The organism is Cupriavidus sp. CuC1 (assembly GCF_044627735.1).
Taxonomy (GTDB): Bacteria; Pseudomonadota; Gammaproteobacteria; order Burkholderiales; family Burkholderiaceae; genus Cupriavidus; species Cupriavidus ulmosensis.
Genome location: NZ_JBIUHC010000081.1, coordinates 1 through 25,834, shown reverse-complemented (window position 1 = coordinate 25,834; position 25,834 = coordinate 1). Strand labels below are relative to the sequence as shown.

Annotated in this window: 22 protein-coding genes and 7 pseudogenes; 19 read left to right on the top strand and 10 right to left on the bottom strand. The window is 59.5% G+C overall.

Going from position 1 to position 25,834, the window contains the following annotated elements; translation table 11 throughout:
* The first annotated feature begins 520 nt into the window (after window positions 1-520).
* The 9 genes and pseudogenes from ACGLHR_RS29780 (at window position 521) to ACGLHR_RS29740 (ending at window position 7,993) form a co-directional block, all read left to right on the top strand.
* Window positions 521-736: a hypothetical protein gene (locus tag ACGLHR_RS29780; RefSeq protein ID WP_400098086.1), complete on the top strand. Its 216-nt coding sequence runs from the start codon at window positions 521-523 to the stop codon at window positions 734-736.
* Between the two features lie 392 nt (window positions 737-1,128).
* Window positions 1,129-1,731: a phosphatase PAP2 family protein gene (locus ACGLHR_RS29775; RefSeq protein WP_400098125.1), complete on the top strand. Its 603-nt coding sequence runs from the start codon at window positions 1,129-1,131 to the stop codon at window positions 1,729-1,731.
* 35 nt (window positions 1,732-1,766) lie between these two features.
* A complete protein-coding gene (locus ACGLHR_RS29770) occupies window positions 1,767-2,261 on the top strand; it encodes a DUF2127 domain-containing protein (protein ID WP_400098084.1) in 495 nt (164 codons plus the stop codon).
* A 188-nt stretch (window positions 2,262-2,449) separates the two neighbouring features.
* The gene (locus ACGLHR_RS29765) at window positions 2,450-2,818 is read left to right on the top strand and encodes a hypothetical protein (protein ID WP_400098082.1); all 369 of its coding nucleotides are present in this window, start codon (window positions 2,450-2,452) and stop codon (window positions 2,816-2,818) included.
* Window positions 2,819-3,082: 264 nt separating this feature from the next.
* Entirely contained in the window at window positions 3,083-3,976 is an 894-nt protein-coding gene (locus ACGLHR_RS29760; RefSeq protein ID WP_400098080.1) for an efflux RND transporter permease subunit, read from the top strand.
* 44 nt (window positions 3,977-4,020) lie between these two features.
* Window positions 4,021-5,168, top strand: a pseudogene (locus tag ACGLHR_RS29755) (MFS transporter).
* A gap of 3 nt (window positions 5,169-5,171) precedes the next feature.
* Entirely contained in the window at window positions 5,172-5,345 is a 174-nt protein-coding gene (locus ACGLHR_RS29750) for a hypothetical protein (protein WP_400098078.1), read from the top strand.
* A gap of 730 nt (window positions 5,346-6,075) precedes the next feature.
* Entirely contained in the window at window positions 6,076-6,795 is a 720-nt protein-coding gene (locus tag ACGLHR_RS29745) for a Crp/Fnr family transcriptional regulator (protein ID WP_400098076.1), read from the top strand.
* Window positions 6,796-6,844: 49 nt separating this feature from the next.
* The gene (locus ACGLHR_RS29740; RefSeq protein ID WP_400098074.1) at window positions 6,845-7,993 is read left to right on the top strand and encodes an ATP-binding protein; all 1,149 of its coding nucleotides are present in this window, start codon (window positions 6,845-6,847) and stop codon (window positions 7,991-7,993) included.
* Between the two features lie 626 nt (window positions 7,994-8,619).
* Here ACGLHR_RS29740 and ACGLHR_RS29735 read toward each other — a convergent pair.
* The 3 genes and pseudogenes from ACGLHR_RS29735 to ACGLHR_RS29725 all read right to left on the bottom strand — a co-directional run.
* Window positions 8,620-8,769: a hypothetical protein gene (locus ACGLHR_RS29735; RefSeq protein WP_400098073.1), complete on the bottom strand. Its 150-nt coding sequence runs from the start codon at window positions 8,767-8,769 to the stop codon at window positions 8,620-8,622.
* Between the two features lie 751 nt (window positions 8,770-9,520).
* Window positions 9,521-9,778, bottom strand: coding sequence for a hypothetical protein (locus ACGLHR_RS29730; RefSeq protein ID WP_400098071.1), 258 nt, complete (start codon window positions 9,776-9,778; stop codon window positions 9,521-9,523).
* A 275-nt stretch (window positions 9,779-10,053) separates the two neighbouring features.
* Window positions 10,054-10,449 (bottom strand): annotated as a pseudogene (locus ACGLHR_RS29725) (transposase); the annotation flags it as partial.
* A gap of 2,535 nt (window positions 10,450-12,984) precedes the next feature.
* On the opposite strand from ACGLHR_RS29725, the gene ACGLHR_RS29720 reads away from it, so the two are divergent.
* Window positions 12,985-13,371: a response regulator gene (locus ACGLHR_RS29720; protein WP_400098069.1), complete on the top strand. Its 387-nt coding sequence runs from the start codon at window positions 12,985-12,987 to the stop codon at window positions 13,369-13,371.
* Window positions 13,372-13,526: 155 nt separating this feature from the next.
* Here the strand turns inward: ACGLHR_RS29720 and ACGLHR_RS29715 are convergent.
* From ACGLHR_RS29715 to ACGLHR_RS29705, 3 genes and pseudogenes are all read right to left on the bottom strand, one after another.
* A pseudogene (locus ACGLHR_RS29715) lies at window positions 13,527-13,643 on the bottom strand (IS110 family transposase); the annotation flags it as partial.
* Window positions 13,601-13,768: pseudogene (locus tag ACGLHR_RS29710) on the bottom strand (IS110 family transposase); the annotation flags it as partial. The pseudogenes ACGLHR_RS29715 and ACGLHR_RS29710, both read right to left, overlap by 43 nt.
* Before the next feature lie 249 nt (window positions 13,769-14,017).
* Window positions 14,018-14,557, bottom strand: coding sequence for a Cache 3/Cache 2 fusion domain-containing protein (locus tag ACGLHR_RS29705; protein WP_400098067.1), 540 nt, complete (start codon window positions 14,555-14,557; stop codon window positions 14,018-14,020).
* A 267-nt stretch (window positions 14,558-14,824) separates the two neighbouring features.
* Between ACGLHR_RS29705 and ACGLHR_RS29700 the strand changes: the two are divergent.
* Window positions 14,825-15,184: pseudogene (locus ACGLHR_RS29700) on the top strand (MipA/OmpV family protein); the annotation flags it as partial.
* Here the strand turns inward: ACGLHR_RS29700 and ACGLHR_RS29695 are convergent.
* A complete protein-coding gene (locus ACGLHR_RS29695; protein ID WP_400098123.1) occupies window positions 15,129-15,296 on the bottom strand; it encodes a MipA/OmpV family protein in 168 nt (55 codons plus the stop codon). The pseudogene ACGLHR_RS29700 and the gene ACGLHR_RS29695 sit on opposite strands and share 56 nt — an antisense overlap.
* 283 nt (window positions 15,297-15,579) lie before the next feature.
* Complete coding sequence (locus tag ACGLHR_RS29690) at window positions 15,580-15,897, bottom strand: hypothetical protein (RefSeq protein WP_400098065.1); 318 nt, start codon at window positions 15,895-15,897, stop codon at window positions 15,580-15,582.
* Between the two features lie 630 nt (window positions 15,898-16,527).
* Here ACGLHR_RS29690 and ACGLHR_RS29685 point away from each other — a divergent pair.
* From ACGLHR_RS29685 to ACGLHR_RS29650, 8 genes and pseudogenes are all read left to right on the top strand, one after another.
* Window positions 16,528-16,755, top strand: coding sequence for a hypothetical protein (locus ACGLHR_RS29685; protein WP_400098063.1), 228 nt, complete (start codon window positions 16,528-16,530; stop codon window positions 16,753-16,755).
* Window positions 16,756-17,965: 1,210 nt separating this feature from the next.
* On the top strand, window positions 17,966-18,373 hold the full coding sequence (locus tag ACGLHR_RS29680; protein WP_400098061.1) for a DUF6088 family protein: 408 nt from the start codon (window positions 17,966-17,968) through the stop codon (window positions 18,371-18,373).
* Window positions 18,374-18,772 (top strand): annotated as a pseudogene (locus ACGLHR_RS29675) (nucleotidyl transferase AbiEii/AbiGii toxin family protein); the annotation flags it as partial.
* A gap of 13 nt (window positions 18,773-18,785) precedes the next feature.
* Window positions 18,786-19,448: a nucleotidyl transferase AbiEii/AbiGii toxin family protein gene (locus ACGLHR_RS29670; protein ID WP_400098059.1), complete on the top strand. Its 663-nt coding sequence runs from the start codon at window positions 18,786-18,788 to the stop codon at window positions 19,446-19,448.
* Between the two features lie 222 nt (window positions 19,449-19,670).
* On the top strand, window positions 19,671-20,213 hold the full coding sequence (locus ACGLHR_RS29665) for an SLATT domain-containing protein (RefSeq protein WP_400098057.1): 543 nt from the start codon (window positions 19,671-19,673) through the stop codon (window positions 20,211-20,213).
* 167 nt (window positions 20,214-20,380) lie between these two features.
* The gene (locus tag ACGLHR_RS29660; RefSeq protein ID WP_400098055.1) at window positions 20,381-20,779 is read left to right on the top strand and encodes a group II intron maturase-specific domain-containing protein; all 399 of its coding nucleotides are present in this window, start codon (window positions 20,381-20,383) and stop codon (window positions 20,777-20,779) included.
* A 1,375-nt stretch (window positions 20,780-22,154) separates the two neighbouring features.
* Complete coding sequence (locus ACGLHR_RS29655; RefSeq protein ID WP_400098054.1) at window positions 22,155-23,372, top strand: DUF5666 domain-containing protein; 1,218 nt, start codon at window positions 22,155-22,157, stop codon at window positions 23,370-23,372.
* A 494-nt stretch (window positions 23,373-23,866) separates the two neighbouring features.
* Complete coding sequence (locus tag ACGLHR_RS29650) at window positions 23,867-24,163, top strand: hypothetical protein (protein WP_400098052.1); 297 nt, start codon at window positions 23,867-23,869, stop codon at window positions 24,161-24,163.
* 288 nt (window positions 24,164-24,451) lie between these two features.
* Here the strand turns inward: ACGLHR_RS29650 and ACGLHR_RS29645 are convergent.
* Window positions 24,452-24,691: pseudogene (locus tag ACGLHR_RS29645) on the bottom strand (penicillin-binding protein); the annotation flags it as partial.
* Between the two features lie 599 nt (window positions 24,692-25,290).
* Window positions 25,291-25,737, bottom strand: coding sequence for a hypothetical protein (locus ACGLHR_RS29640; protein ID WP_400098050.1), 447 nt, complete (start codon window positions 25,735-25,737; stop codon window positions 25,291-25,293).
* Window positions 25,738-25,834 lie beyond the last annotated feature (97 nt).

The following is a 25,834-nucleotide window of genomic DNA, read 5'->3' as shown; positions in this document are numbered from 1 at the left end:
CGATCTCACTGGCGAGCGCTTCCTGCAGCTCCCACAGCAGGTCGTCTTCGTCGACGGCAATCTCGCCGCGCCAACGCACCTGGTCGATATACCGGTGGCGCAGCACCATCAGTAACCAGGCACGCACATTGCCGCGCGCAGCCGGTTAGCCTGGCCGATGGCATGCTCCACAGTGTCAGCGCACGCGCGTAACGGCGCAGCTGCGGCAGCCTGACAGCGATGTCATCGCCGACGTTCACCTGTGTCATTTGCGACAGGCTCAATGCAATTGGCTTGTCACTGGCATCGCGGGCATTGCCGGCTAACTGCGCGCTCGCTTTGTCGCTCGCGCAGGCTGGTTGGCAACAGCGCCGACAATGTAATGTGGACCCAGCCTTACCCCGCGGTAGCGCAGGTTCGCCCCTGGCTTTTCGAGTCCCCAAATCCTTGTCGAGATGTGCTTTACGCGGGAATTCGTCTCTACTAAGGGTGCGCTAAGTTTCCACTGGCACGCTGCGCGCCGGTGTATCAGCGGAGCCGAATGGATGGAGCCAACAGCGGAGTGAATCGGTCACTCCTGTGGATGTTATCCGTTTCGATTTGCGGCCCGATTCTGGTCATCGGGCTGCTGGCAGCGGCGGCGTCGTTCTGGTTCGCTTTTGAGGAGGCGCGCGACCTACAGGACGGCGAACTTCGGGAAATTGCTTGGCTGATTTCTTCTGGTGATGCCAGATTCATGGCCGTCTCACAGCTATGAATTCAACACCGCACTATTCTACCGAACGGTTATTGCGACAGAACGGGGGATATGGGGAATCTGCTATCACAGTGCCGCTGGCCGGTGCGACGCCAGGTCGGAGAGCGCCGATGTAGCTTGCGGCTTTCCGACCTTCTCGTTTGTATCCGGACATATTTTGCCGGGCGCGCAACAGCGATGGGCGGCGTAGCACCGCCCCTGGCCTGCTGGGTGTTATGAGCTTGCTGCGGGACTGTCAGTGGCCCTGCGCCTCAGCCTTGGTCGGCGAGACCACGGCGAGCCTCGCATGGAGACAACGAGTCTCCGCCGGGGGACTTTCTTGTGATAGCGGATTCCCCGTATTTTGGCATACCCTCTATATCTCGGCATGCCCCTTCAAGTAGTGAGGAATGATGAGCAAAATTGAAGCTTTCAACCGTGCCCTCTTTTTGCAGATCAATGGTGGCGACGCCACACCAACCTGGCTGATCCATGTCGCCATCGACATCGCTGACGACCTGATCTATCTGATTCCGTTGCTCCTGCTCGGCATGTGGTTGTGGGGCGACAGCACGCGCCGCAGTCAGGCGATCAAGGCATCCCTGGTTACCCTGTTGGCGCTTGGCGCCAATCAAGTGATCGGCTTGGTCTGGATGCACCCACGTCCGTTTATGCTGGGTCTTGGCCACGCCTGGATGTATCATTCGGCCGAGTCATCTTTCCCCAGCGATCACATGACCGTGTTTGCGGGCATCGGCCTGACCTTGCTGTTCGGTGGTGCGTTCCGACTGGCCGCCACCGTCCTAACGACAGGCTTTGTCGTTGCCTGGGCGCGAGTGTTCCTCGGGGTCCATTTCCCGCTGGACATGGTGGGAGCCGTCGCAGTAGCCGGTGTAGCCTATGGCGTTATCGCGCCACTTTGGCGAATGGCTGGCAACACGCTTACCGACCTTGCTGAGCGGCTGTACCGCGCGGTCTTGGCGCGACCCATCGCTTCTGGATGGGTTCGGCGCTAGCCGCGCGATGTCACGCATTGCTGAAAATGGTTGGCATGAATAAACTGTTTGGCGAGAAGAACGTACACGTTGCCTTTGAGATCAGCCTTGTGCTCAAAGGCGCGTTTGCACTGGCGGAAATCGCCGCCGGCATGTTCGCCTACGTCGTTACCACGCAGTTCTTGATCGACCTGGTGCACGCGATCACCCGGACGGAATTGACGGAGGACCCGCGCGACCTCGTTGCCAGCTATCTGCTCCATGCCGCGCAAGATCTGTCCGTGAGCAGCCAACACTTCACCGCCTTCTATTTACTCAGCCACGGCCTCATCAAGCTCTGGCTCATCATTGGCCTGTGGCGGAGGAAGCTGGCGTACTATCCGGCTGCCATCGTGTTGTTCAGCTTGTTTATCCTCTATCAAGGGTATCGATATAGTTTTACGCATTCCCTGCCGTTGCTGCTCATCTCTGCATTGGATGTGGTCGTCATTGGGTTGACGTGGTTCGAGTACCAGCATTTGCGACGCTTCTTGTCCAATAGACGGACGTAGCTTGCGGCCGACCATGACCAAGGAAATCTTCGACGTGCGGCCAGCGTGTTGGCGGACATTGCCCCCAGCGGCGCCATGACGGTGCAGAAGGCGTCGACCACTGACTGCGGCATTCCTCCCCCATGCGTCAGGCCGACGCTCGGCAGAGTGAGGCCGGCATCCAGACGGCTGATGTTAGAATTCGCCCCATGCTGAAATTCTTCCGGACCACGACCTACCTGCTGCTATTGAGCCTGGTGCTCAATGTAGTGGAGTGGCCGTTCGTCGACGAGATTTTGGCTGAGCAGACCCAGGCAGTCCAGCAAACACAGCCCGCTGCCACCGCCCAGGCGTCCACCACGCCGGACGGCGATGCGGTGCGCAGCTCTGCGCCCCCTACCGTGAAGTATTCCGCCGCCAGCGTCTATCACACGCTGATGGATCTGCTCGATACCGCGCCGTCGCTATCGTTCGCCGCGGCGAAAACGTCCAACGCATTCCCCACTTCCATCAAACAGCGCTTCGCGTCGCGCAGCCCGCCGGCGATCGATCGCCCGCCCTCCTTCTCTCTGTCCTGATCGTATCCAGTACCCAAGCCAGCGCTTGGGATGGTTTCTATTGCTCTGACAGAGACTCAGTATGGTTTCCCTGTTGTTGCCTAGTATCGCCCGAACGCGGCGATACCGGCTCTCGTCGGCGTCCGGCACGCCGGCGCTGCTCGCACTCCTGATCACGGCCTTCGCCGGGCCAGCCCACGCCGATCCGCTTTCGTTGGGCGAGGCGCTCTCTCTCGCCGAACAGCGCGGCAGCGTGCTGCAGGCCAAGCAGGCCGCCTGGAAGTCGTGCAGACCGGGATTGGGGGAAAAACGGCGGACGTGGTGCTGGACGGCGGCAAGCGCTTTGACATATGTGTCTGGTTCCAGCCGCAGTATCGCAATAGCGTGGAAACCATTGGCAACCTCCCTCTCCTGGCGAAGCAAGGCGCACTCCTGCCGCTATCGCGGGTGGCCAAGGTCGAGACCAGCGAAGGCTACGCCTTCATCCGGCATGATGAGCTGCTGCGCAATGCCGTGATTCAGATGGACGTGCGCGGGCGCGACGTCAACGGCTTCGTGCAGGACGCCCAAGCGGTCATCCAGCGCGAGGTGAAGCTGCCGACCGGCTACCGCCTGCAATGGGGAGGCGCGTTCGAGAACCAGCAACGCGCGATGGCGCGCCTGGCCGTGATCGTGCCGCTCACGATCGGGATCATCTTTGTGCTGCTCTACACGACTTTCAATTCCGCCGCGCTCGCCGGCATCATTCTGGCCAACGTCCCGTTTGCGATGATGGGAGGACTGATCTCGCTGTTCCTCAGACGTCAGTACCTCTCGGTCCCTTCGGCAATCGGCTTCATCGCCGTGTTCGGCGTCGCCATGCTCAACGGCATCGTACTGGTGAGCTTCCTGAATGAACAGCTTGCCCAGGGCAAGCCCCTCCGAGAGGCGGTTCGTGGCGGCGCGCTGCTGCGCCTGCGGCCCGTGTTGATGACCGCTTCGGTGACGATTCTTGGCCTGCTGCCAATGCTGGTCTCGCAAGGGGTTGGCGCGGAAGTGCAGCGTCCCTTGGCCACCGTGGTGGTCGGCGGCTTGCTTACCTCCACCGCGCTCACCCTCTTGCTGATCCCCATGCTATTTGAATGGCTCATGCTGCGCCGCGGCAGGAGCCTCAACCAGGCAACAAAGGAGTCACTGTGACCTCTTCCATTCGCACACTGAGCCAGATTCCGTCGGGCATTTGGATGTTGGGCTTTGTCAGCCTGCTGATGGACATCTCGTCGGAGATCATTCACAGCTTGCTGCCGGTCTTCATGGTGACGACGCTTGGCGCCAGCGCCTTCTACGTTGGACTCATCGAAGGTGTCGCGGAGGCAACCGCGTGGTGGTCAAGGTGTTTTCCGGCACGTTGAGCGACTACCTTGGCAAGCGCAAAGGGCTGGCCGTCGCCGGATACGCGCTCGGAGCCCTGTCCAAGCCCCTGTTTGCGCTGGCCCCCGGGGTGGGCGCCGTGCTGGCGGCGCGTCTCACGGACCGGATTGGCAAAGGCGTGCGCGGGGCGCCCCGCGACGCGCTGGTGGCCGACATCGCGCCGCCGCATCTCCGGGGCGCCGCGTTCGGGCTGCGGCAATCGCTGGACACCGTGGGAGCATTTCTGGGGCCTGTGATCGCCATCGGCCTGATGTATCTCTGGGCCAACGACTTCCGGGCCGTCTTCTGGGTCGCGGTCATCCCCGGCGTACTCTCGGTCTTGCTGCTCATGGTCGGCGTGCGGGAGCCGGAGCCCCAGGGCGGCGTCAGGCGCACCAACCCCATCAAGTGGGCGAACCTGGTTCGGCTGGGGCGCCCGTACTGGCAGGTGGTCGCGATCGGGGCCATCTTTACGCTAGCGCGCTTCAGCGAGGCCTTTCTCGTGCTGCGCGCCCAGCAGGTCGGCTTGCCGCTCTACTTGGCGCCAGTGGTGCTGGTGGCGATGAACCTCTATTCGCTGTCGGCGTATCCGTTCGGGAAACTGTCCGATGGTCTGAGTCACACGAAGCTCCTGGCCTGGGGGCTGGTCGTGCTAGTGCTCGCCGATCTCGTGCTAGCCTTGGGCACCCATTGGGCGGTCACCCTGGCGGGTGTGGCGCTATGGGGCCTGCACATGGGCATGACGCAAGGCCTACTTGCCACAATGGTGGCGGACACCGCGCCCAATGACCTGCGCGGGACGGCGTTTGGCTTTTTCAATCTGGCAAGCGGGCTGGCGCTGCTCGTCGCCAGCGTGCTGGCAGGCCTGCTGTGGGACCGGCTGGGCGCAGCCTTCACGTTCTATGCGGGCGCGGCTTTCTGCGCCGCCACTATTGCGCTGATTCTGCTCGTCGCGCGCAACCGGCGGCTGCGACCAATTTGAGCAATGACCGTGGTTCGCGAGACAGCGTATCCGCGCTTCATACCGGAACTCAGTGAGCGAGAACTGGCCGAGATCTATACGCCCACGGCGAGCGGGCTGATTTTCGTCCGGCGCAATGCCCGCTCGGACGCCGCCCGCTTGACTTTTCTGGTACTGGTCAAGACCACGCAGAGATAGGGCTATTTTGTCAGGATGGCGGACGTGCCGGCCGCCATCGTCTCGCGCCTGGGTGAGTCGCTCGGAGGGCGTCCAATCGCTCAACAAGCGCTGCACCGAATCGAATACGGAGCGGTCACATGAGTCTCTGGTCGCAGTGGTCCGACTTGGGATGTCGGAGCCCGTAGGTATCGTGGCGGGTGTTACCGTCAGAGCCTGCATGGTGTGCGTCCGGTCGATCATCCTCCGCGTGATGGCGTTGAACGCTGGGACGGATGATTCTGACCTCTTCAGTTGTTTGATTTCACCATAGCCGACGGAAAGATCGACATTCCATTTCTCCACAATTGGGTGGCATAGCTTGCGTCTAGGCTCGGACCGCAATTCATTCCATTACTCGCCGGCCCGCTGGGTCGCTCCACGCGAATACCCCTGCCGCTCGATGCGGCTCTCCCGGACAGGATCGAGCCGATGGCGCCATTTGACCAAGTCGATGGTTGATCGGGTGGAGCAACGCTTCGAACTTAATCGTGGTTGGTAGGTGGGCGACACCGTCTTGCGTTTCTAATACGCCACTTCAACACTACCAAGGACGGACAGGTTTGGGGAATTTTGCCGTGTCCCTGTATCTGGTAAAGATCCCTTTCAGGTCATGCACTAGTGGACGTATATTTTAGATTACGGCGCAGACCCGTCATCTGTGGCGTATAAGTGCTGCGAGGGTCATTGAACGAACGGTGAGGCCAGACGCATGTACGCGTATGAAAACCCTAGGGAAAATCATCTCTTGTCCGTTCTGCCCGAAGCGGAGTGGGCTCGCCTAACTTCACTACTGGTCGCGGTAGATTTGCCGCTAGGCCGTGTTATTTACGAGTCTGGAGACCGCCTCGATCACGTGTACTTCCCGACCACGTCGATCATTTCTCTTCTCTACGTAATGGAGGACGGCTCGTCAGCCGAGATTGCGATTGTGGGTAACGAAGGCATCGTGGGGGTTGCCCTTTTCATGGGAGGGGAAACCACACCGAGCCGTGCGATCGTGCAAAGCGCTGGCCGTGCCTATAAGCTGAGCAGCGCCCAAATGAAGGAGGAATTCAGTCGAGGTGGCCCGATGCAGCGATTGCTGCTCCGCTATACGCAGTCACTGATCACGCAAATGGCGCAGACCGCTGTCTGCAATCGGCATCATTCAATCGACCAGCAACTTTGCCGCTGGCTGTTGCTGAGCATGGATCGCTTGCCGTCCAACGAACTGTGGATGACACAGGAGTTAATCGCTAACATGCTGGGCGTCCGAAGATCTGGTGTAACAGAGGCGGCGCTGAAACTGCAGAGCGCAGGCCTGATTCGCTACCACCATGGGCATATCGAGGTACTCGACCGGCCTGGGCTGGAGGAGCGCGTGTGCGAATGCTATGCCGTCGTGAAGCAAGAATGCGATCGGCTATTGCCCGACCTACGAGCGATGTGAGCGTGTCAGGTCAGGACGTGTGAACCGCTTATGGATCCCAATAGAAAAAATGCGACTGGCTGACTATATTCTGCACGACGTGGAGTCCATCCTGGCGCAGTGGGAGGCGTTTGCGGGTACGCAATTGCCGGCTTCGGCTAGTATGACCCCGCTGGCATTGCGCGACCACGCCGAGCAAATTCTGCGGGCAGTCGCAAAGGACTTGTCTACCTTCCAGACCAAGATTGCCCAGGCAGAAAAGTCGAGGGGGCTGGCCCCCCAACTGCTCGACGCTACGGAAACGGCCGCACAGACGCATGCCCACCTTCGTTTGCGAAGCGGTTTCGACATCAACCAACTGGCCGCTGAGTACCGGGCTCTGCGTGCAAGCGTTCTTCGTCTATGGATAGACGATTGTCACCCTGACGCGCCTGATCTCGATGACGTCATCCGGTTCAATGAGGCCATCGATCAGGCTCTGGCAGAGTCGATCGGTCTTTTCACTGCCCAAGTGGACCAGGCTCGCAACCTGTTTCTTGGAATGCTGGGCCACGACATGCGAAGCCCCCTGCATATCATCCAGTTGACGGCGGCATATCTTGGGAGTGTGGACGCTGAGGAGAACGTATCCGGTGCCGCTCAGCGGCTGGTCAAGAGCGGTGCTCGCCTGAAGGCGCTCCTGGACGATTTACTTGATTTCAATCGAACCACGCTGGGTCTACGTATCAATCTCGGCTCGGACAAAGTCGACTTGGCGAATTTGTTTGCAGAAGAATTAGCTCAGTTACGCTCTGCGCATCCGGGCCACGGCATCAATCTGGAGGTGAAGGGCGACACGAAGGGTGTTTGGGATGGTCGACGTCTGCAGCAGTTGCTCGGCAATCTGGTTGTGAATGCAATCAAGTACGGAGCACCGGACGAACCTGTGCGAGTAGTTGTGGCCGGCGATGAGAGGGAGGTTCGTTTCGAGGTCAGGAATAGTGGGCGCGCCATCGAGCAATCGACCCTGGCGCAGCTCTTTGACCCTCTAAAGCGGGCCCCCGAGCATGAGAGCAGCCAAACCGCCGATGGCAGCCTTGGACTAGGCCTGTACATCGCGCGCGAGATTGCCCGAGCTCATGGTGGCGAGATAACAGCACTGTCCGACCAGACAGTAACCGTGTTTGCTGTCCGCTTGCCTCGCTGCCTTGACGGTGCGCCGAGCACGTTGAGCCATTGATAGATCGGGGTGCCTAGAGTGTTGAAAGCAGTCGCGCCCTTCCTCGTCGGGCGGCTTGCCGCGGATCTTGGCTTCGATCGCGTATAGCTCGCCAATCCGGCGCAGCGCTTCCGTGCTCACGTCGTGCTTGCCGAAGCCCGAGATGGTGACCATGACGATGGGTGAACTGGACCGGTTCAAGATGATTCAAGCTGTCGTTGAGCACAGTCTGATGGCGCGCGGGCAACGTCATTTTCGAGTGGGTGTATGGCTCGTTCACGTCGTAAATTCCACGACCTGTTTGTTACTCGGATATCAAATCATGAAACTCGCTGGAGAAGGCTGAACGGTGAGTACACCAGTGGGATTGATGGCGGGCAATGTTGCCGAATCGGAAAGTTATAAATCGAGATATGTATTTCCGATAAAAATGCGATAGCATGATCTCTAGTATTTGAAGTTCTGTCGCCCAGATTGCGCCCCCGCGCTGACCGTCCGGTTCTCCCTCCGGCCGGTCTTTTTTTTGCTCGACCGGAAGCTGACCGCGCCGGCACCCTCACCCTAGTTGACTTGGTGAATCCTAGCACGAGCAATGAACACCCATCTTCCTCAACGGCGCCATGATACGCGCCAGCGTCGCTGTACCCTCACAGCGAGCCTTCCAGGCGATCAACGTACTCCTGGGCCCACCGGATGGCCTGCATCTGGGCGTCCCCATATCTCGCGTTGTGCCCAAGCACGTCGGACTCCTCAATCACGCGGTCACCCGTACTCACCCGGCCCAGAGATGCGAACATTCCGCCTCCTAACGGCTTTGCAAAACCCTCAATTACGTATCCTCGGTACTTTTCGATGGACATGATGATGAGAATCTCTCCTAGCGAAGCAGGAATGCGCTACGTCTCAATTTCAACGGGCGCTTAATAAAGCCTAGCACGAAACGTCATGCTTCGTGGGCGCGACTTTGCTTCGCTATGGTGATAGAACTAAGGAGGACAGGGGCACAAGGGAGTCCACTACCGAGCCAAATTGCGACGCCACCAATTCAACGGGCGGACAGGCCGTCGATGTGGTTGTCAATTGCCTGCGCAGTGAAGGTCACCAATCCTGCCACACCATCAACGGGAGCGTTTGCGTGTGTCCTTCAGTCGGGAGGCGTACCCTATGCTCGGTAACGTGAAAGCCGCGGGTGAGGTCGCCCGCAACACCCGAGGTCATTTCAAAGCCGAGATATAAGTCCGTGCCGTTGCTCTGCCATCGGTCGCCTCCCGATCCCTTGGAAAGGGATGGCGTTGCGAACCACAACGCCATCCGTCCTGGCCGGGTAGCTATCTGGTTCTGTCAGTGCCTCCTCGTCCAGTTCGCCAGACGCGATCTTCCGCTCCACTTCGGCCCATTGTTCCTGAAGGTAGGCTGTTCGGCTACGATCAATCTGGCGTTGGTCCGATCCATGGGCTTGCGCACCCGCCGATCCAAATCAGAGATCTGAAGAGTTGCACCAACGCCAATCGCGTTGGCGAGCACCAGCAAGCAAGCGGGAACGCCGCTCTAGATGCGCAGCGATGCTATTGCCAGTTTGGTTTCGATAGCGGCCCGTGCCAGAGCAGCCGCTTCGTCAGTCGCTTCTTCAGCGCTCCGGACTAGCTTGTGCTTTTGGCCGTCACACAAGATTCTGCATGAGAGGACCGTCTCTGCGCTCTCATCCAATGGAAAGGCGTGATAGGCAGCGATCCATAGGCCCGTAAAACTGGACTCGGCAAAGGCAGTCACTTCGAAGCCGCGATACTCAAAGAATTTGGCAGACATGTTTGGGGATTGCTTTATTTGGCGCGATCGTAGCACGGACCAGATGGCAAATGCCCCGGTCAGGTTCCTCGGCGCCGCTCGTCATACTGTATATAGGTAAGGGGTATCCACTTAGCTCCAGGACCTCGAGCATCCGGTGCATCCTTCGGCACTTACTATGTCGCGGCAATTGCCAGGGTTTTCCTCAAGATGTTTGCTGCACTGGAGAGCTTTCGTGAGCAGGCTCAATCGGCAAAAGCTCCGCGCATCCTCGAAGGAAGCGCGTTTCAAAGCACGATGGCAAGGTAGGTCTCATCGACCTCGACCACGCCCCTGTGACGATCCCGGCCGGACCATCACTCGGCGAAAGCGGTGCAGCATGGTCCAGACTGTCTGGTAGCCACCTAGGCCGGGCGCACGCTGCAGTCCCAATGCGCTGACGCCTTGCTTCTGGTTGGTCAGATACCACGCCGCAGCCAGCCAGACGCGCAGTGGGGTCCGCGTCGTCTCGAAAATGGTGCCGGCCGTCACCGTGCTTTGGTGCTGGCAGTCCCTGCACATTAACCGGGTGCGCAGGCGCGGAAAGCCTCGGCGAGGCTGCTGCAGCTCGGGCAGATGAACCCGCTGCCCCAGCGAAGCCGCTCCAGATAGGCTAGGCAAGCCAATCGCGGCAAATACGGGCGCGGCACCAACGCGTTTTTTTGTTAACTCTCCACGCCGGGACCCTCATGTGCACCACTTTTCATGACTCGGATCGCCGGGCTGCGGCGGCAGACATTAAGCGCTGCAAGCGGGCATCATGCCTAACCTGAACCCGGATCCGTACCCGACAGCGCGCGCCGCACGTTCTTTAAGATCGTCAGTCTGGGGGACTGCGTTGCCCTTAAGCCGGCTACTAAGACGGGCGCCGAGCGGGTAGAGATCAGACCAGGGCGGGAGGGGGCATCCGGGCTTAGCTTTTGGGACCGCATTGCATCAACTCAGGCTCCGGGCCTAGGCCAATTGGCTAATTGCTTAGCCACGCCGTCATGAGGCAATCTCACTACGTGTGGAGGGCCTTTAGCATGGAAAATGACCCGATCAAGGTTGTTGTGCATTGGGAGAGCCCAGACTTCTGGGAGGCGGTAGCGGCGTTCGACTCGCACAGGATTGCCTATGTTGTCCAGACGATGGAAGGCATGTATAACGCGAAGCTGTTCCGTTTCCCGATCATGCGACTCCGCCTCACTATCTGCATCCAAGGTACCGGACCCCGCGCTGGCTTCGCGAGAACCCCCAGCTCACGCTGGATATCCTATCGCAAAAGAGCCTAAGGCCACCGAGAACGTTCCTGTCGCCGAAGCGAGGTCGCCCATGATGCCCGCCGACCCGGTCTGAACACGCGGTGCGTCGCCGAGTCCCTCCGCCTTGCCTCCTGCGTATATGCTTTGCCTACGCAGCAGGGAAAGCTATCGGTGAGTCGCTTCGTTGCATCCCCCGCCCGAACATGACAGCCTTAGGTGGGAAACATGCGTGGAGGCGCAGATATGGCAAGACGTATCCCTACCAAGTGTCAGGACGCGATTCACGGTGATAGCCGGGATCACCGCCACAATCGGCAGGCGGATCGATCGCCTCGTCGCAAAAAATGCGATTGATCACCTTGGCGCTTCAGCTCTGCATCCTATGGTCGGCGGCCGATGCAGCCGCCGTTCCTGCCGCGTCATCCGAGAGCAGCGTGCACCCCTCCGCCTGCAAGTTGTTTGTCGACGTCATCCGCGAGAGCTTGCGATCGGAGCTTGAGGTTGCGTGCGTCTCGACTTCATCGTCCCGGTGTGAGGACAAGAACATTGTGGTGAGATCGATACTGATTTACATAGACACCGAACCAACGCACGGCGAGGACGAGTGCACTACCGCGATTGGCGTGTTTGATCGGCTGCGCCAATTGCCCTCACAAGACCACTAACTGGCAACCTAGAGGTTGACTGAAGTTGGCCGATGCGTCACGCCTCGCGGCAGAAGCGGCCACGAGGTCGCAATGGAAGTCACCGCGCGTCTCTGGGGGCTCAGTCCCGCTCGAAACATCCTGCTCAAGCGCAACACTAGTCATCCATTTTTCCATTTGGCTTATGTCTTTGCGCTCGCTTCACTCGTACCATGACGAGGGAATTCCGACTCCCTACGCGCGCATCCATATATGGTTGATGGTACAACGCATCTGCACCGTTGGCCTGCTCACGGCACAGGACCGAGCCCTGCGCAACCACCGCCGACGGCAGCTTCGGCGCGTCAGGCATGTGTATCGCGTCAGGTGCCCAATGCCAAAGCCTTCTCCGACCCACTCGCCCAGTGCGTTCGACTCGTGATGAGCAAGTTGACCTCCACTCCGGGGTCCGACTCGCCATGAGGCCCTGAAAAAGCAGACCTGCGGGCTGCGCGCAATGGGTCAGAATCGGGCGCGGCGGTCATAGCTCGATGACCACCTTCCAGAAGCGCACAGCTTAGAGCATTTCCTTGCTCGCTGCCTCCAACGAGGGAAGAGAAAGGCCCCGCCGGCACCGGGAGGAGCGGCGAGGCGAATGAAAGGTTGAGAGGAACCTTCCAGTGGGACTTCTAGGATGCATTCGGCTCGGCGTCGCGAATGTCTCCTAACGCACCAAGCGAAAGCCCGTTGTTCGGCGTATTCGTCGTCTGCCTATACTGAAAGTACGGCCTCTCCCAAGGGGGCCGTGTAATAGAACGACCCGCGCAACGTGACAAGCTAACGGCGTGGCCGCCACTGCCCTCTCGCTAGCCGAGGGTACAGCAATGGTCCTCGAGGAGCGCAAGAGGCCGGCGGATGGAAGGTGGGTATTGAATATCTCCCCGAGCGGCTTGCTCCTCGGCCGGCGAGCGGGCCCAGAGGGCCGCCGCCGGACGCTTTTCGCCGTCCGGCCCGCCCTGCCGGGCGCCCCTCAATCGGAAGACAGCAATTTATCGATTCCCGCACGCCCGAACGCCGTGGCTTCGTCGGGGGTCGGCGGCCTCTGTGGGGAAGTGCGCTGCGCGAGCGGATGGAGGTTTCCGGTCGCACACGACCCTTCCCGCGATATGACGCTTTGCGCCCAGTGTTGTGCGCCTCGTACACCCCCGCCCAGGATCCTATGACGCTATGCTGCGTGTAGCCTTCAAATGCGTCCGCCCATTCGAAATCCTCTCGGGGCGCCGGGTATGGAACTTGCGCTCGGCAGGATAAGGGGCGAGACATGAGAGTATTGATTGCGGACGACGATCCGACAGCGCGCGAAGCACTCGGCGCGTTAGTGGAGTGTTGGGGGAACGAAGTATTCTTCTGCGCTGACGGGGCAGAGGCTATAGCTGCGGCTTCATGGTTCTCGCCCAACATAATAATTCTCGACCTGGAGATGCCCATCATGGACGGCATCTCAGCGGCTCGACAGCTGAGAGAGCTTTATCCAGCTGCGACATGGTGCCTCATAGCGTACACCGGTCGAGGATCAAATGCGCAGCGCGAAGCTACACGCGCGGCGGGCTTTACCGAGCATTTCTGCAAACCAAGCGACTTGGGAAAGCTCGAGCGTATCCTCGATACACGGTACGTACCCCGGCAGGGTGTCTTAGGAGCCCCTTGAGCTGCGGTTAGCCACGCATGCAAGTCTGGGACGAGGTCGCTCGAACACCAATAGCCCCCTGCGAGCGACGAAGCAAGAAAGGGCGATAAAAGCGAGAAGGCTGTGGCGATCTAGTTCACGTCCGGCCGCCGTCGCAAAGCATACAACCTAGATTGAGGTTTGACGAACTGGGGCGCCATTAATTTGACGGTGTGGCCCATGCCTTGCAGCTTTCGAGCCCAGTAGTGGGCGCTGCCGCCCACCTCCATGCCAATGAGCGCAGGCGGAAGGGATGTAGCGCCAACACTGCTTGCTGTTCGATGTTAGTGATGGGCACAAAGCGCAAATTTCGCCTTCCGACCGCCTCGCAAATTGCTTCGGCATCGGCAGCGTCATTCTTATCGGTTTTCACATAAGGATACCAATGGTTGTAGCCTTCATGATGGATGCTCACTTCTATGAAGTGGTGACACGCAACTCCAGTTTGGCACACCGGTGCCGTTCAAGATGGGAGCGTCCATCCCATTGCTCTTGGCTGGGACGGACATTCGACTTGAAGAGTCCGGATGCCCCGAAGTCAACGTGGCTGATTTGTTCGGTTAGGGCTGGAAAAAAAGGCGCGTCGCCCTATGGCGACGCGAAATGAATTGGAGTCAGCTACAGTGACTCACCGGGCCTTGGGATACCCTACGTAGTAAATTCCGATGACGTTTCCGCCTGGATCTCGGATCGGTTCGTACCCCGTGATATAAGGCTTTCCGAGAATATCGGCGTCACCAAAGTACGCACCACCGTCGCGGATGGCCGCAATAGCCTTGCCCTTGGGGTCGAGTACAGTGCCGATTGCCCGAGATCCATCATCTTTCTGGACGTTCGTTGCGACGCGCACGAAGTCATCACCGCTTTTCACAAATAATGTCGCAGTGCCCCCCATCTCTTTCTTGACTTCGTCGACCACGACAAAGTTGTTGTTCATTTTGGTCGTGCCAAAATACAAACTCGGCACGGGCTTTCCTGCCACAGCATCTTCTCCTTTGATCCCCGGTGTGCCTAACTGGGCCGTCTTTGCCTTCAGTGTTGCCATGGCCTGCTTCACGTTTTCCGGCGTCTGAGCAAGACTCATTGTTGGGGCAAAAGACGTTGAAAGCGCAAACATCGATAGAACCATCCATCGCCCTACGATGTTTCTATGGACTGACTTTGCCATCGTGCCACTCTCCTATCGTCGTTGCCGACGAGGCGGGGCGACAACACTCCCCGGGACGAAACATCTTGTCCATTCGTCCGCTTGGAGTATAGGTAGGACCAACCTTGCCGATGGATAGAATGCTGCGACAGACGCCCCGAAATCAGCGCACTCGTCACACTGGCATGGTCTGTCCGCGCACTTGTCGGCGCGGGGCCCTCCACGCATTCATTCGCCGGCGACGCTCGTGCCAATTTGCCTAGTAGCCAGGCGGACCACTGGGGCGGGGTGGCCATAGGCTACAACCTGGGCCGGCGCATGGCCGACGATCCCGGTCGTCTCAACGGACTAGGCAACATCAATTTCGCGGTTGAGATCAAGCTTTTTGGGGGGGGTACGTGGTGTCGGCGTCACTCCCCTTGGTGGTACGCATCGATGTGCGGCTCAGCCTGGGCGGCACCGACGGCTGGCTCGGCGATATCGGCGCCTACCTGCCGCTGCCCCGCAGCTCGGAGCGCTTTTTCTGGTTTGCCGGCCCTACCGTCACCTTCGGTGATGCGCGCTACATGAGGATGGTTCTGATGGTTCGGCGTCACCTCGGCTCAGGCGACGCGCTCGGGCTATTCGCAATACAAGGCCGATGCGGGCCGACCACCGTATTGGTAGCCTTCTGCGTGATCGGACTGTGCGCCGCCGAGCCCGCGATTTGGCCGACCGCAACGTCGCCGGTGACGAACCAATGCTCGCGAAAGAACCAAATCGCGGAGATGCCCGATCTTTCGCTGCACTACCAATACTGATGTGCCCTCGGCACCCTCGCTGCACCACTACACTACCGCGACGAGCCGCCAGCCAGCATCGTGAGCCACGCCGGCACCGACGCGGAGTGAGCAACCTGACTTCCAGGGCCGCTACGGTGCGTTCCGCTGGCCAACAATTTCACGCACTTCGTCATGCATCTGCACCAACGTCTTGCGGATCTTGCCCAGCGCCCGGACATCCTTACTTCATGATCCCGTGGGCGGTCGAACAGCACGCAGACGTCAGACATCGCCAGTGGTGTGTGAAAACGGTAAGGCGCTGGCTAACTCGAAACGCACCGCGCGTGGGCAGATGGCCGCAGGTGGAGCCCTGAGCTTAAAAGTCCAGAGTTGCGCGAGTTCCGGTAATCCGAAGGAGACCCGATCCGGTGTCCATCGGAGTGCAACGACATGCTGGGAGGCGATTCCCCGGACCACTAGCGTGGGGTGTACAAAGTTGAGCTCCATCTCGATGCTTTCGCAAGGGAAACTGGCGTCGTCGTGACGGCCGCCGACATAAGTCGCTTCCAGCAGTAAGGATCCGGTGACGGTAGTGAACATTGGCTGTCAGTCCAATAAAACGCCTCGGCCGTGCCGTGAATGATTCGCGCGTTATTCACCCCCCATGCGCTTGGCCTGCATGGCTCGCAGCGGCTTACACATACTACTCTCCCGCATTGGCGTGCTTATCGTAACCGGCATCTAGCGGACGGCGACCTCGACGACAGCCTGTCGTGGTTGACTAGCGTACAGATCGAAAGTACTGCAAGAAAATCAGCACGCGCCCCAAGCCCCGCCAGTTCCAGAGATTTTGCCTGCCGCCAGGGACGGCAGATTGCCCGTTCTGACTTGCGGAATTCGGCTAGGCCACCGGAGTAGAGCTTCTCCCACGCATTTCCATTGTCAGCCCCTCATCCACTAGTTCATTCTTTAGGGTAGCGGCTGACTTTGCAATAAGAGAAGGTGTGAGACCGGCGCGTCGGCGCACTAATCCATCTGGCTAGTGGCTCGGTGCGTGATTGTGTGTATGATTTTTTCCGGGGACTGATTCACCACGATTCACGCAGCTGCGCGGTGAGAGGGAAGGTCCCGACCGATACACCAGACTTTACGGCGTCAAGACACGTGTGGCCCGTCCGGATCTCACGGAGTTTTGGCAGAGTAAGCAGGGTTCCCATTCGAGGAGGCACGATGCATTGGATCGCGACTTTCAATGCCGGTCATGACCTTGCGAAGGGCGCCACTTGCATACCCGGGAATACATCGGAAACCAATTCCGGACCCGGCCGGACAGTCATCCTGTTCCGGATTGTGGTCAACGGGCGCGGCACCTACTACGGTTATTTCCGGCACGCCTGCGATGCCATTGCGGATGCGCTGGACCACGGCGCGTTCAGCGTCGCGGTGATCAGGGCCTAGCCAGGCGAGGCGGCACGCCAACCGCCTGCCCGCGCGACAGACTGCGCGGCCTTGAATGACTCGATGAGAATCACCTTTCCACTCTTGCGCCCATGGCATTTCACCTGACTCACCGATAGGGCGAGATGGAAACGGGCGAGCCCGACTCTGATTTCCTCGCATTGCTTGGCGAGTCGGATGATCGGCCAGAAGACACTGAGAGCCACTCAAAAGACAACTATCGCGTGTCAGAAGCACTGCCTATCCTGTTATATGCAGGTGCATTGGGCGATTGGATCCGCGCTCAGCGGCACGACCGGCACGGCGAAGGGACAGGAGGAGAGTATGGATTACTACGTCTTTAAGTCGCCTCAAGATAACCATGCGGCGGTTGCGCGTATGGGTGAGGGCGGCACTGCAGGCTGGCCCGCTATTTATGGCCCTGCTACCTTTCAGCAATGTTGGGACTGGATTCGCGCAAACTGTGCTGGCGGTCCCACCTACATATGTCCATAGCGGGCGAGCGCCTGATTGCGATCTGGATATAGGCGATTCGGTCATTCGTTCATGGATGTTTTAGTCGTGTGGGTCACCGAATCTAATCCAAGGGAAGGTAGTCACGTTGATCGCGTCAACGGCCCGCACGGCACGTGAGCCTGCTCTGGTCACTTGGTTGAAGGCCGACTCGACGAAGCCCTATGCAATGGACTCCCCATGGCGATAGCGGTCACCGTATTTCACGATGAATCCGGTTGTTGTCCAGATACGCCATGAACTCCTCGATCTGTCAAGGAGCTTTCGCCCTGGAGCATGGCTCCGCGCCTCTGGAGCGGGCTGGCAACGCCAACACACGGGGCAATGTCCGGGTCACACGCGCAAAGTGGTCCGTGATGAGGAGCGCGATGCGCACGGCGAAGGCCGGCATCGCTGGAACCCGGACTGCTGACGCCGGCCGAGCGCTACGGCTTCACGCCCAAGGTATGCCGTCCCATGCATGCACCAACATCAGAGGGATCCCCGGGGGGGGCGAAGCCGCGGAGAGCCCCAGGAGGCACTTCACCCCCACGGGCTCGCGCCGGGCCCACCTCGCGTGCCGCTCGGCCAACGGTGCGACCCCGCCCCCTTGATATACCGCGTCCATCGACCGCAATCCTTGTGAAGCTTGGGTTGACGCCCACGCAATCTCGCGCAAAAATACGGCATCGGCGCCGTATTTTTGCAAGGAGGCATCATGGCTAAAATGAGCATCCAAGAGCGCATCGAACGCACCCTTAACACTTCGAACGCCAAGGTCTTCGTCCGCAAGGAGTTCGACAAGTTCGGCAGCTATGACCAGGTGGGGCGCGTGCTGCGCTCGATAATGGCCAAGGGGCTGCTGGTGAAGGCCGGCTATGGCATCTACGTCAGGGCCAAAAAATCGAGCGTGACGGGCAACACCGTGCCCGTGATTCCGCTCGAGCAAATCGGGCGCGAGGCGCTGGGCAAGCTCGGCGTCTGGGCCGAGGCTGGCGCTTCGGCTCGGGCCTACATGGACGGGCGCACGACCCAGATACCGATGGCGGCCGTGCTCAACGTGGGCCGCTCGCGCGTGTCTCGCAAGATCGGCTTCGGCGGCAAAACCATTCGGTATGAGCGATAAATGAGGCGTCTCACGGACAGTGACATCGAGCGAATCAACGACTTTTCGGTGGAAGCGGCGATGTCGCTCCCGGCTTACGCTCTAGAGAAGGATCACCACGTCTTGGAAGCCATCCGACTGACCGCGGACGCGCCGCCGGACCCATACTTTCGCTTGGTGTTCTGCGGGGGCACGTGCCTCTCGAAGGCCTACGGGGCGCTCGCTCGGATGTCCGAAGACGTCGACTTCAAGGTCGTGCCGGCCCCGGCGACGCTTCAACTGACCAACACTAAGCGGCGCGAGGCGCTGAGCGCCTTCGGCAAGTCGATCGTCGAGACCTTAGAGCAAGGCGGCTTTGGCGAGGGCGCCATCGCTCGCACCGCCCAGGACGCCAACGCCTACACGCGGCTTGACGTCACCTACGAGTCCGCGTTTGAAAAGCCCCAGTCGCTGCGCAATCACCTGCTCATCGAACTCACTCAACTACACGCCACTGGCGGCCGCCACGGCGTCGATGCCCATCGGGCTGCTGCTCGACAAGCTCGCCACCGGCGACTACGCGAACCCCTTCCCCGTCGAATGCATCTCGCTTGCCGAGGCGCTCGCCGAGAAGCTCATCTCGTTTCCGAGGCGCCTAGCCGTCCACCGAGCCCGTCGCGGCGAGGATCCGGGCACACTGCTCGACGAGAAAGTGTGGGATCTGGCTTTGGTGCGCCACCTCTACGACGTGCACGCGCTCGCCACAACGCGCCCCGACTTGCTCGCAGACGCGGATGCGCTCGGTTGTCTGGTCGGTTCCGTCATCGCCAAGGATCAAGCGGACTTCCTGAATCAACACCCGCGGTTCGCCGCCGACCCGCGCAAGGAAATTGTCTCCGTCCTGACGTTCGCCAAGGAGAGCCGTGAGCTTGACGCCCAATACGCGGCCTTCGTGCAAGACATGGTCTATTCGCCGGCCGAGAGCAACCCGACCTACGCCCAAGCTCTGAAAGCGTTCGAGGGGGTCCTGAGCCAAGCGTTTGCGGCCATTGACGAGCAGGCGGCGCGCTCGACGGCCACCGCCGAGCGCCCCACTCCTTCTGGCCCCTCGCTTTGAGGCGCCACTGCTAGCTTTGCTGCGCCCACGGCCCCGCTGAGGCAATCTGGAAGCGACCACGGCCGCCCGTTGACGCTCTTCGCGTTCAGCCTTCATCTTCTTCTCCAGCAGTTCCAGCGGTCCACCGATCGGACCGACAGGGCGCGAAGGCGCGAAGGCATTTGGGCAGCGGCTACTGAGGGGCCGGGTAGGATATGTGACCCTCTAGCCAACTATCCAGCCATGCCTGATTTTTCGTCCTTGGAAGACCAAATTCGAGAGTGCTTTGGGCGCGTTGTCTATACGCACAAGACCCACGAGAAAATGGCGGACAACTGTGCGCGAACGCTCTGGCGCTTCAAGGTTGCCCAAATCGCAGTGTCCGCGCTCACTGCATGCGGGGCTCTTTCTCGTGTTTGTGGACACGCTGTGGCTAAAGGTTGCGACGGCTTCATCAGACTCTGCATATCCGGCTACATGAAGGGATTCGATCCAGGCGGGACCGCGCAGAAGCACCGCGACACTGCGGCAAATTTATGGGTGATACGGGAATCCTATTTGTCTCTTCTTACTGACCTCAGGATGCAAGCAATCAGGAGCGAGGAAGCGATCAAGCAACGAGATGAGCTGCAGCGGAAATTGGCAGCCATATACGCGGGGGGCCACGCACACGAATGCAAAGGCATACTCGCAAGCTCAAAACGCGCTCAAAAAAACGAAGATTACACATTCTCCGACGCGGAGATTGATAAATTCGTACCCTCATCCCTGAGAAAGACCAAATAACAATATCCCTCGCCACAAATCCAGCGCACGATGGCGCATCCTAATTGCCCTCGACTTGATGGCATAGATCTTGATATGATCTTCCAGTTGCCCTATGCCGAGTACACAAAATATAATGAATACCAAGAGTCAGCACTACTTGGGGTAATCGTCCTTTTCGTGCATGTATGGACCCGACGCCTTTTTGCAAGCTTCTTGTTCGTGATGTCGAAACGGTCTGCATGCATGTATTCGGCTTGCACTTGGACGATAGCCGAAGCTTCGCCAAGGAAACCTTCTCTCAGGTCGATGCCAATGTCTGGTCAATGCTATGGCAATGGGCGGTAAGAAGGCACCCCAATAAAGGAGCCAAATGGGTCAAAGAGAAATACTTCAAGACCCGAGGCACCCGGAACTGGGTATTTACCGCCACAGAAGAAAAGAGGATGGAACGGAACAAGAGCTTACCCTGTTGCAAGAGTCGGACACGCCAATACAGCGGCATGTCAAGATCAAAGCCAACGCGAATCCGCACGACCCAAAATGGGAGCAGCACTTCGAGTCCCGGTGGGGCAAGAAAATGCTGAACTCGTCAAGAGGCCGGGCGAAGCTTTACCGCGTCTGGCTCAGGCAAGATCGCCTGTGTCCTGCCTGTCAGGAACCTATCACAAAGGGCACCCCTTGGGACGTCCGCCACATTGTGAAAAGAACTAGGAACCGTGCATGCTTCTTTCGACGCACACGGCTCAAGCCTCTACGAAGGCACCTTTCGGTACCCGGTTTCAAACTGTATGGCGTACTACCGATTTCTGCGGCAATTGAGATGGTGTAGTTCGAGATTGCTCGCTGAGTCCGAGCCGCCTTCGGGCCGGGCGCGGGTAACTGCGTCTGGCTACCCGGAGTGCGAATGGGACAACGAGTCGGAGGCGTGGGTGGACGAAGAATTTGAGTTGCTGAATCTTAGGCGATCCCAGGCGGGACCGGCTGGCGAAGGTCCGCACGTCGGCCCGAGGCTCGCGGGCCCACATCCATGTACGTTCCCAATGGGGCTGCATCACATCCGTCCATTCGGTTACACCAGGAAGTGGCTGGAGAGGCTTGCCGGGCCGAACTCGCTGCAGCACGGTCAGTGAGGAGACGTGATGCGAACTGTGCTCTTCGCATCGAATCGGTGCTGCGCGGGGCAACGCGGCGGTGAGAATAGTTGCAGAGGCCTGGAATAAATTAGCGGCACGGTACGTTTACCACCCTACGGTTACATCTACCTTTCGTCACCAGGAAGCACGGCGGCCATTGCATGGTTGTTGCTGCCGAGATGCACGCTTGTCCAGGAATATCCTGCATAGGTGCTATTGCAGATTCGTTGTACCCTGCGATGCAACCAACGACGGTGTTTCCGAAATTAACTCCTTTGAGGAGGTAGAAGATGAAGAATTTTCGCACCACCTTATCTCGAGTTTGCGACCCCGTAGTACTTGCACTCGTCTTCGCTACCGCATCAGCCGTGTATGCCGAAGACCACTTCTACCAACAGCACATCCACTGCAATTCCGCGTTGCCTCGCACATTGTTGCAACTTGTTACCCCACTTTCTTAGTCCCTCAACGAAACTTGTTTCTAGAAATAATGCCGCATCCTCTCCATGGAGGTCGAGATGGGAAACATGAGCGAGCAGTCGAATGGTGGTCTCTCCATTCCATTCGTTTGGCTTCCATTCGTTTGGCGCCACCGCTGCTGGCGCCACAGCCGTCGTCAACCTGAGCTAAATGTCCGTGATTGCGAGACTCCTACCTAACGCTCACAGCAACCGCGCATTCCTTGTACTAATCTGAAGAGCCGGCCAGCGCAACAGGCAGCAAGATGTAGAAATGCTTTGCGGGGATTCCACCTTGGCACGTAGCCTACGCATCAGGGCAAACACCCGCAAATAGCGCCGTAACGAAATTGATGGAGGGAACCACGATGAATACAACGGAATCCCAGCGCCGCGTGCCGGCGATCCGCGTCTTATGGCTGGCAGCCGTTGCCGGCGTCACGGCAATCCTTGTCGCCTGCGGCGGTGGCGGTGGCGATGGAGCCGCTACCGTGACGCCGGCAAGCACCGGCACAACCTTCAGCGCGCCGATCTCGGGATTTGGCAGCGTGATCCTGAATGGCGTGCGCATCGACGACAGCGCTGCCACCGTCACGCTCGATGATGACAATGCCAATGGCAAGGATGCCGACCTGAAACTAGGCATGGTGATCGAAGTCGAAGGCGAGCGCGATAACGGCGCCAAGACGGGTAAGGCGAGCAGCATCGCCGGTCGTAGCTTTGTGCAGGGCCCGATTTCCGCGATCAATGTGGCCGGCAATCAGTTGACCGTCCTGGGCGTGGTGGTGACGGTGACACCGGGTACCGTCTTCGATGGCGCCAATGTGAGTGGCCTTGGTTCGCTGGCGCTCAACGGTACCGTGGAAATCCACGGGATTCCCAACGCTACGGGCAGCACTCTGAAGGCAACCCGCGTCGAGCGAATCCCCGCTACCAGCGAGGTGCGCCTGACCGGTACCGTCCAGGGCGCTGCCGCAGGCACCTTTACCCTCAACGGCATCACCGTGCAAGACCCGTCTGTCAGCCTGGTGAATCTGCCAAACGGCGTCACCAACGGCATGCTGGTCCGTGTCAAGGGCACCCTGACGAATCCCACCACAATCGTTGCCAGCAAAGTGCGTCAGGTGAGGCTGACACCGGTCCTCACAGAGGGGCGGCGCCTTGAATTGGAGGGTGTCGTCACTAAGCTCACCTCGGCTACCGATTTCGAGGTCAACGGCGTGAAGGTCTCGGTGCCCGCCACTGCCGCCACGCAAGGCACGCCGGTATTGGGCGCCCGCGTGGAAGTGGAAGGCACGGTGGTCAACGGCACGCTGGTTGCCTCCAAGGTCGAGGTCAAGAACGAGGCTCAGGAGCAAGACGACGCTCACGAGCTACATGGCCCGATCGCCAGCCTCGACAAGACCCAGCAAACCTTCACGCTGCGCAACGGTACCATTGTCGTGAAGTGGGATAGCAATACGGTCTTCGACAACGGAAGCCTGCCGCGTCGCGCCGACGACCTCGTGCTTGGCCTGAAGGTCCAGGTGAAGGGCAAGGTGACGGGTAACGTGGTGCTCGCCACCCGCATCGAGCTGGACAAATAAGCCCGGCCAGGGAGCGCTTGTAAGACCAACAAAGGCTTTCATGACCGGAACTTCTCCTCCGAACTTTACTTATCGGGATTCGACATGACCATTGCCTAAATTCGCATTCCTTTGCGACCAATGGCGCGCGCGAGTCGCGCCTATCGCCCATGGTGCCTGAGGTCACCTCTGGCTACTGTGAGTGTAGCGCGCTGCATAAGCGGCATGCATTGCGCCTTTTGGACTATTCGCTTAATGCTAGGCCTAGGCTAGTTCTCTATTGGTCATTACGAGTTCGAGGAGGGCAAGAATGTTAAATCAAGCGAGAGTTTCCATCCTCGCCGCGCCCACTTGAAGGGCCTGTGTAAGCGTGTAGTCTGGTAAAAATCGCCCATAGCGCGTGGGATGATAGGCCGCGACAAAGTGTTAGCCTCGCAATTGGATAAACTATGACATACAGAGAGTTCATAGAGAAAGCGCTTAGGGGCCGATCCGTGAACCGGGCGGCACACGACATGGGCATCCCGCAGACACTTTTGAATAAGTACAAACTAGGATTGAACCTGCCGGGTTTCATGAACGCGCTGATCCTGGCGAACGAGGCATGCGTATCGGAAGACGAAGCGCTGCGCATGCTGGCAAGGGAAGAGGCCATGCGCAAAGGCCTGTTCGATCAGGCAAAGCAGGCTTTTTCGCCCACTGCCAACGCCCACGACCGTCGGCATCAATGGAAGCTTGATGCTGGGTTAGTCGGCGCCGCGGAAGATGCCAGCGATAACGTGAACCCCATTGTTGTCGAATCCTCTGGCTAATGGGCTATCAAGCGATCGCCATCGCCCCTGAGGTCGCCGTCCACCGCCAGCGGACCGTGCGCGGTGAGCGGGCCGCGATAGGTGGCACGCAGTCAGGAGCGCTTTCTAAGGCGGTGGCATCCATGGATACACGGTCGGATGCCTTCAGGCTTGCCACATAGATCACATCACAGGATGTGTGTACGCGCCACCTTCGTTCGTCGGCAAGGCTTTTCAAAACAATCGTGGACAACATACGCGCCTTTTTCGCGAGGGCATCCTCGTAACCAGACGAACGAGCTTTCCTCCGGCTGGCCGATCAACGCGGGCTTTGCGGATGTCGCCGATGCCCGGCGTAAACGGCACGAGCGCCAGCACGTACAGCAGGAAGAGCGCCGGCAATGCGGCGGGCGTCAGCGCGATGCCGCGTCGCGTCGGGTGGCGAAGGCGGCGCAGCGCGCTGTTGAAAACGAGTCTGGTTATCGTGCTGCCGGCGGCGGCCAGCGGTTGGACACGGGCGAGCCACCGTGCGCAATGCTCACAAAACAACGATGCATATCGGCCAGGGCTGCGGCGCGCGACATTAACAGAAGATTACATTTGTTTCGTGTGGGCAACGTTCGCTATGGCCGATGAAGTGACGATCGCCAACCTCGAACTGGATGACCACCAGCCACCCCTCACCGGCCGTTCGGCGAGCGCAGGCTGGATGGCGGTTCATCGGCCAAAGCGGACCTCCCGGCATTGGCTGTCGGGTCTCCAGTCTCCCCCTCAGCGGCGGGGGCAAGGACGCGATCGCATGCTGCGGTCTAGCTCATCATGACGATCCCGCCAAGGATGGCCAAGACATCCACGGAGACAATAACCAGGTATATCCATCCCTTTCGCGTGTGCGGCAGATCGCCGATGCCATTCGATCAAATGCCCGCGGCCACTCTTGCCCAGAAGCATTGTCTGGAAGAGCGGGTATGATGCACTTTGGCGGGACTTCTAGTGGAGGGGCGGATGGTGAAATCGAAGGTTAGGGCAACAGTAGTTTGCTCTCGCAGCGACCGTGTGCTGCTTGTCTCCAAGGACGGAAACAAAGTAAGCGTCAGCGGAACCCATCCGTAATGGACTTGACGGCTTCCTCTGTTCGTGAATGACAGCTACAGATCGACCACTTTACGCAGGAGCGCGAAGGAGACCCGCCAGTGGCCTTCGTCGGGATTGCACTGTACGGACGCGGTCTTCTGGTTGACACGCACGACGGTGCCGATGCGCTCGTGCAGGTGCTGGTCGGTAAAGGCCACCGTGTCACCGACCATGAAGTCAGCACGCTGCGCACGCGGCGGTGGCGGTGGGTCGTGCGGTGGCGATTGGGCCGCAGCGGTGGCATCGGCGATGACCGCGGCATAGGGCAAGGCCCATCGCCGGCGCGTAGCGATATCTTCGACCACGGCCTGGGTCTGGCGGAGTTCAAGGATGCGACCCTGCCGCACCGGCTGGGTTAGATCGTCGGCCACGTAACTGACGGTCATGCCGATATGCAGGTGCCGGCGGCTCTCCAGGATCCGCATCGGATCGTCGAGCATCCGACCGATGGTCAGATACAAGCGGTACAGGTCGGCGCTCGGGGGCGAGGCGCAATGCGTCAAGAATGTCCATGACGCACAGTTTGCCGGTTAGCGTGGCAGCGGTAGCAGTTCGTGG

Bases quoted from the DNA above. Each gene is read 5' to 3' on its own strand.
- ACGLHR_RS29680 (WP_400098061.1), top strand. From the start codon at position 17,966: ATGGCTAAAATGAGCATCCAAGAGCGCATCGAACGCACCCTTAACACT.
- ACGLHR_RS29735 (WP_400098073.1), bottom strand. From the start codon at position 8,769: ATGTTCGCATCTCTGGGCCGGGTGAGTACGGGTGACCGCGTGATTGAG.
- ACGLHR_RS29745 (WP_400098076.1), top strand. From the start codon at position 6,076: ATGTACGCGTATGAAAACCCTAGGGAAAATCATCTCTTGTCCGTTCTG.
- ACGLHR_RS29775 (WP_400098125.1), top strand. From the start codon at position 1,129: ATGAGCAAAATTGAAGCTTTCAACCGTGCCCTCTTTTTGCAGATCAAT.
- ACGLHR_RS29740 (WP_400098074.1), top strand. From the start codon at position 6,845: ATGCGACTGGCTGACTATATTCTGCACGACGTGGAGTCCATCCTGGCG.
- ACGLHR_RS29660 (WP_400098055.1), top strand. From the start codon at position 20,381: ATGGACCCGACGCCTTTTTGCAAGCTTCTTGTTCGTGATGTCGAAACG.
- ACGLHR_RS29730 (WP_400098071.1), bottom strand. From the start codon at position 9,778: ATGTCTGCCAAATTCTTTGAGTATCGCGGCTTCGAAGTGACTGCCTTT.
- ACGLHR_RS29705 (WP_400098067.1), bottom strand. From the start codon at position 14,557: ATGGCAAAGTCAGTCCATAGAAACATCGTAGGGCGATGGATGGTTCTA.
- ACGLHR_RS29690 (WP_400098065.1), bottom strand. From the start codon at position 15,897: ATGTTCACTACCGTCACCGGATCCTTACTGCTGGAAGCGACTTATGTC.
- ACGLHR_RS29780 (WP_400098086.1), top strand. From the start codon at position 521: ATGGATGGAGCCAACAGCGGAGTGAATCGGTCACTCCTGTGGATGTTA.
- ACGLHR_RS29720 (WP_400098069.1), top strand. From the start codon at position 12,985: ATGAGAGTATTGATTGCGGACGACGATCCGACAGCGCGCGAAGCACTC.
- ACGLHR_RS29685 (WP_400098063.1), top strand. From the start codon at position 16,528: ATGCATTGGATCGCGACTTTCAATGCCGGTCATGACCTTGCGAAGGGC.
- ACGLHR_RS29765 (WP_400098082.1), top strand. From the start codon at position 2,450: ATGCTGAAATTCTTCCGGACCACGACCTACCTGCTGCTATTGAGCCTG.
- ACGLHR_RS29750 (WP_400098078.1), top strand. From the start codon at position 5,172: ATGACCGTGGTTCGCGAGACAGCGTATCCGCGCTTCATACCGGAACTC.
- ACGLHR_RS29770 (WP_400098084.1), top strand. From the start codon at position 1,767: ATGAATAAACTGTTTGGCGAGAAGAACGTACACGTTGCCTTTGAGATC.
- ACGLHR_RS29655 (WP_400098054.1), top strand. From the start codon at position 22,155: ATGAATACAACGGAATCCCAGCGCCGCGTGCCGGCGATCCGCGTCTTA.
- ACGLHR_RS29650 (WP_400098052.1), top strand. From the start codon at position 23,867: ATGGGCATCCCGCAGACACTTTTGAATAAGTACAAACTAGGATTGAAC.
- ACGLHR_RS29665 (WP_400098057.1), top strand. From the start codon at position 19,671: ATGCCTGATTTTTCGTCCTTGGAAGACCAAATTCGAGAGTGCTTTGGG.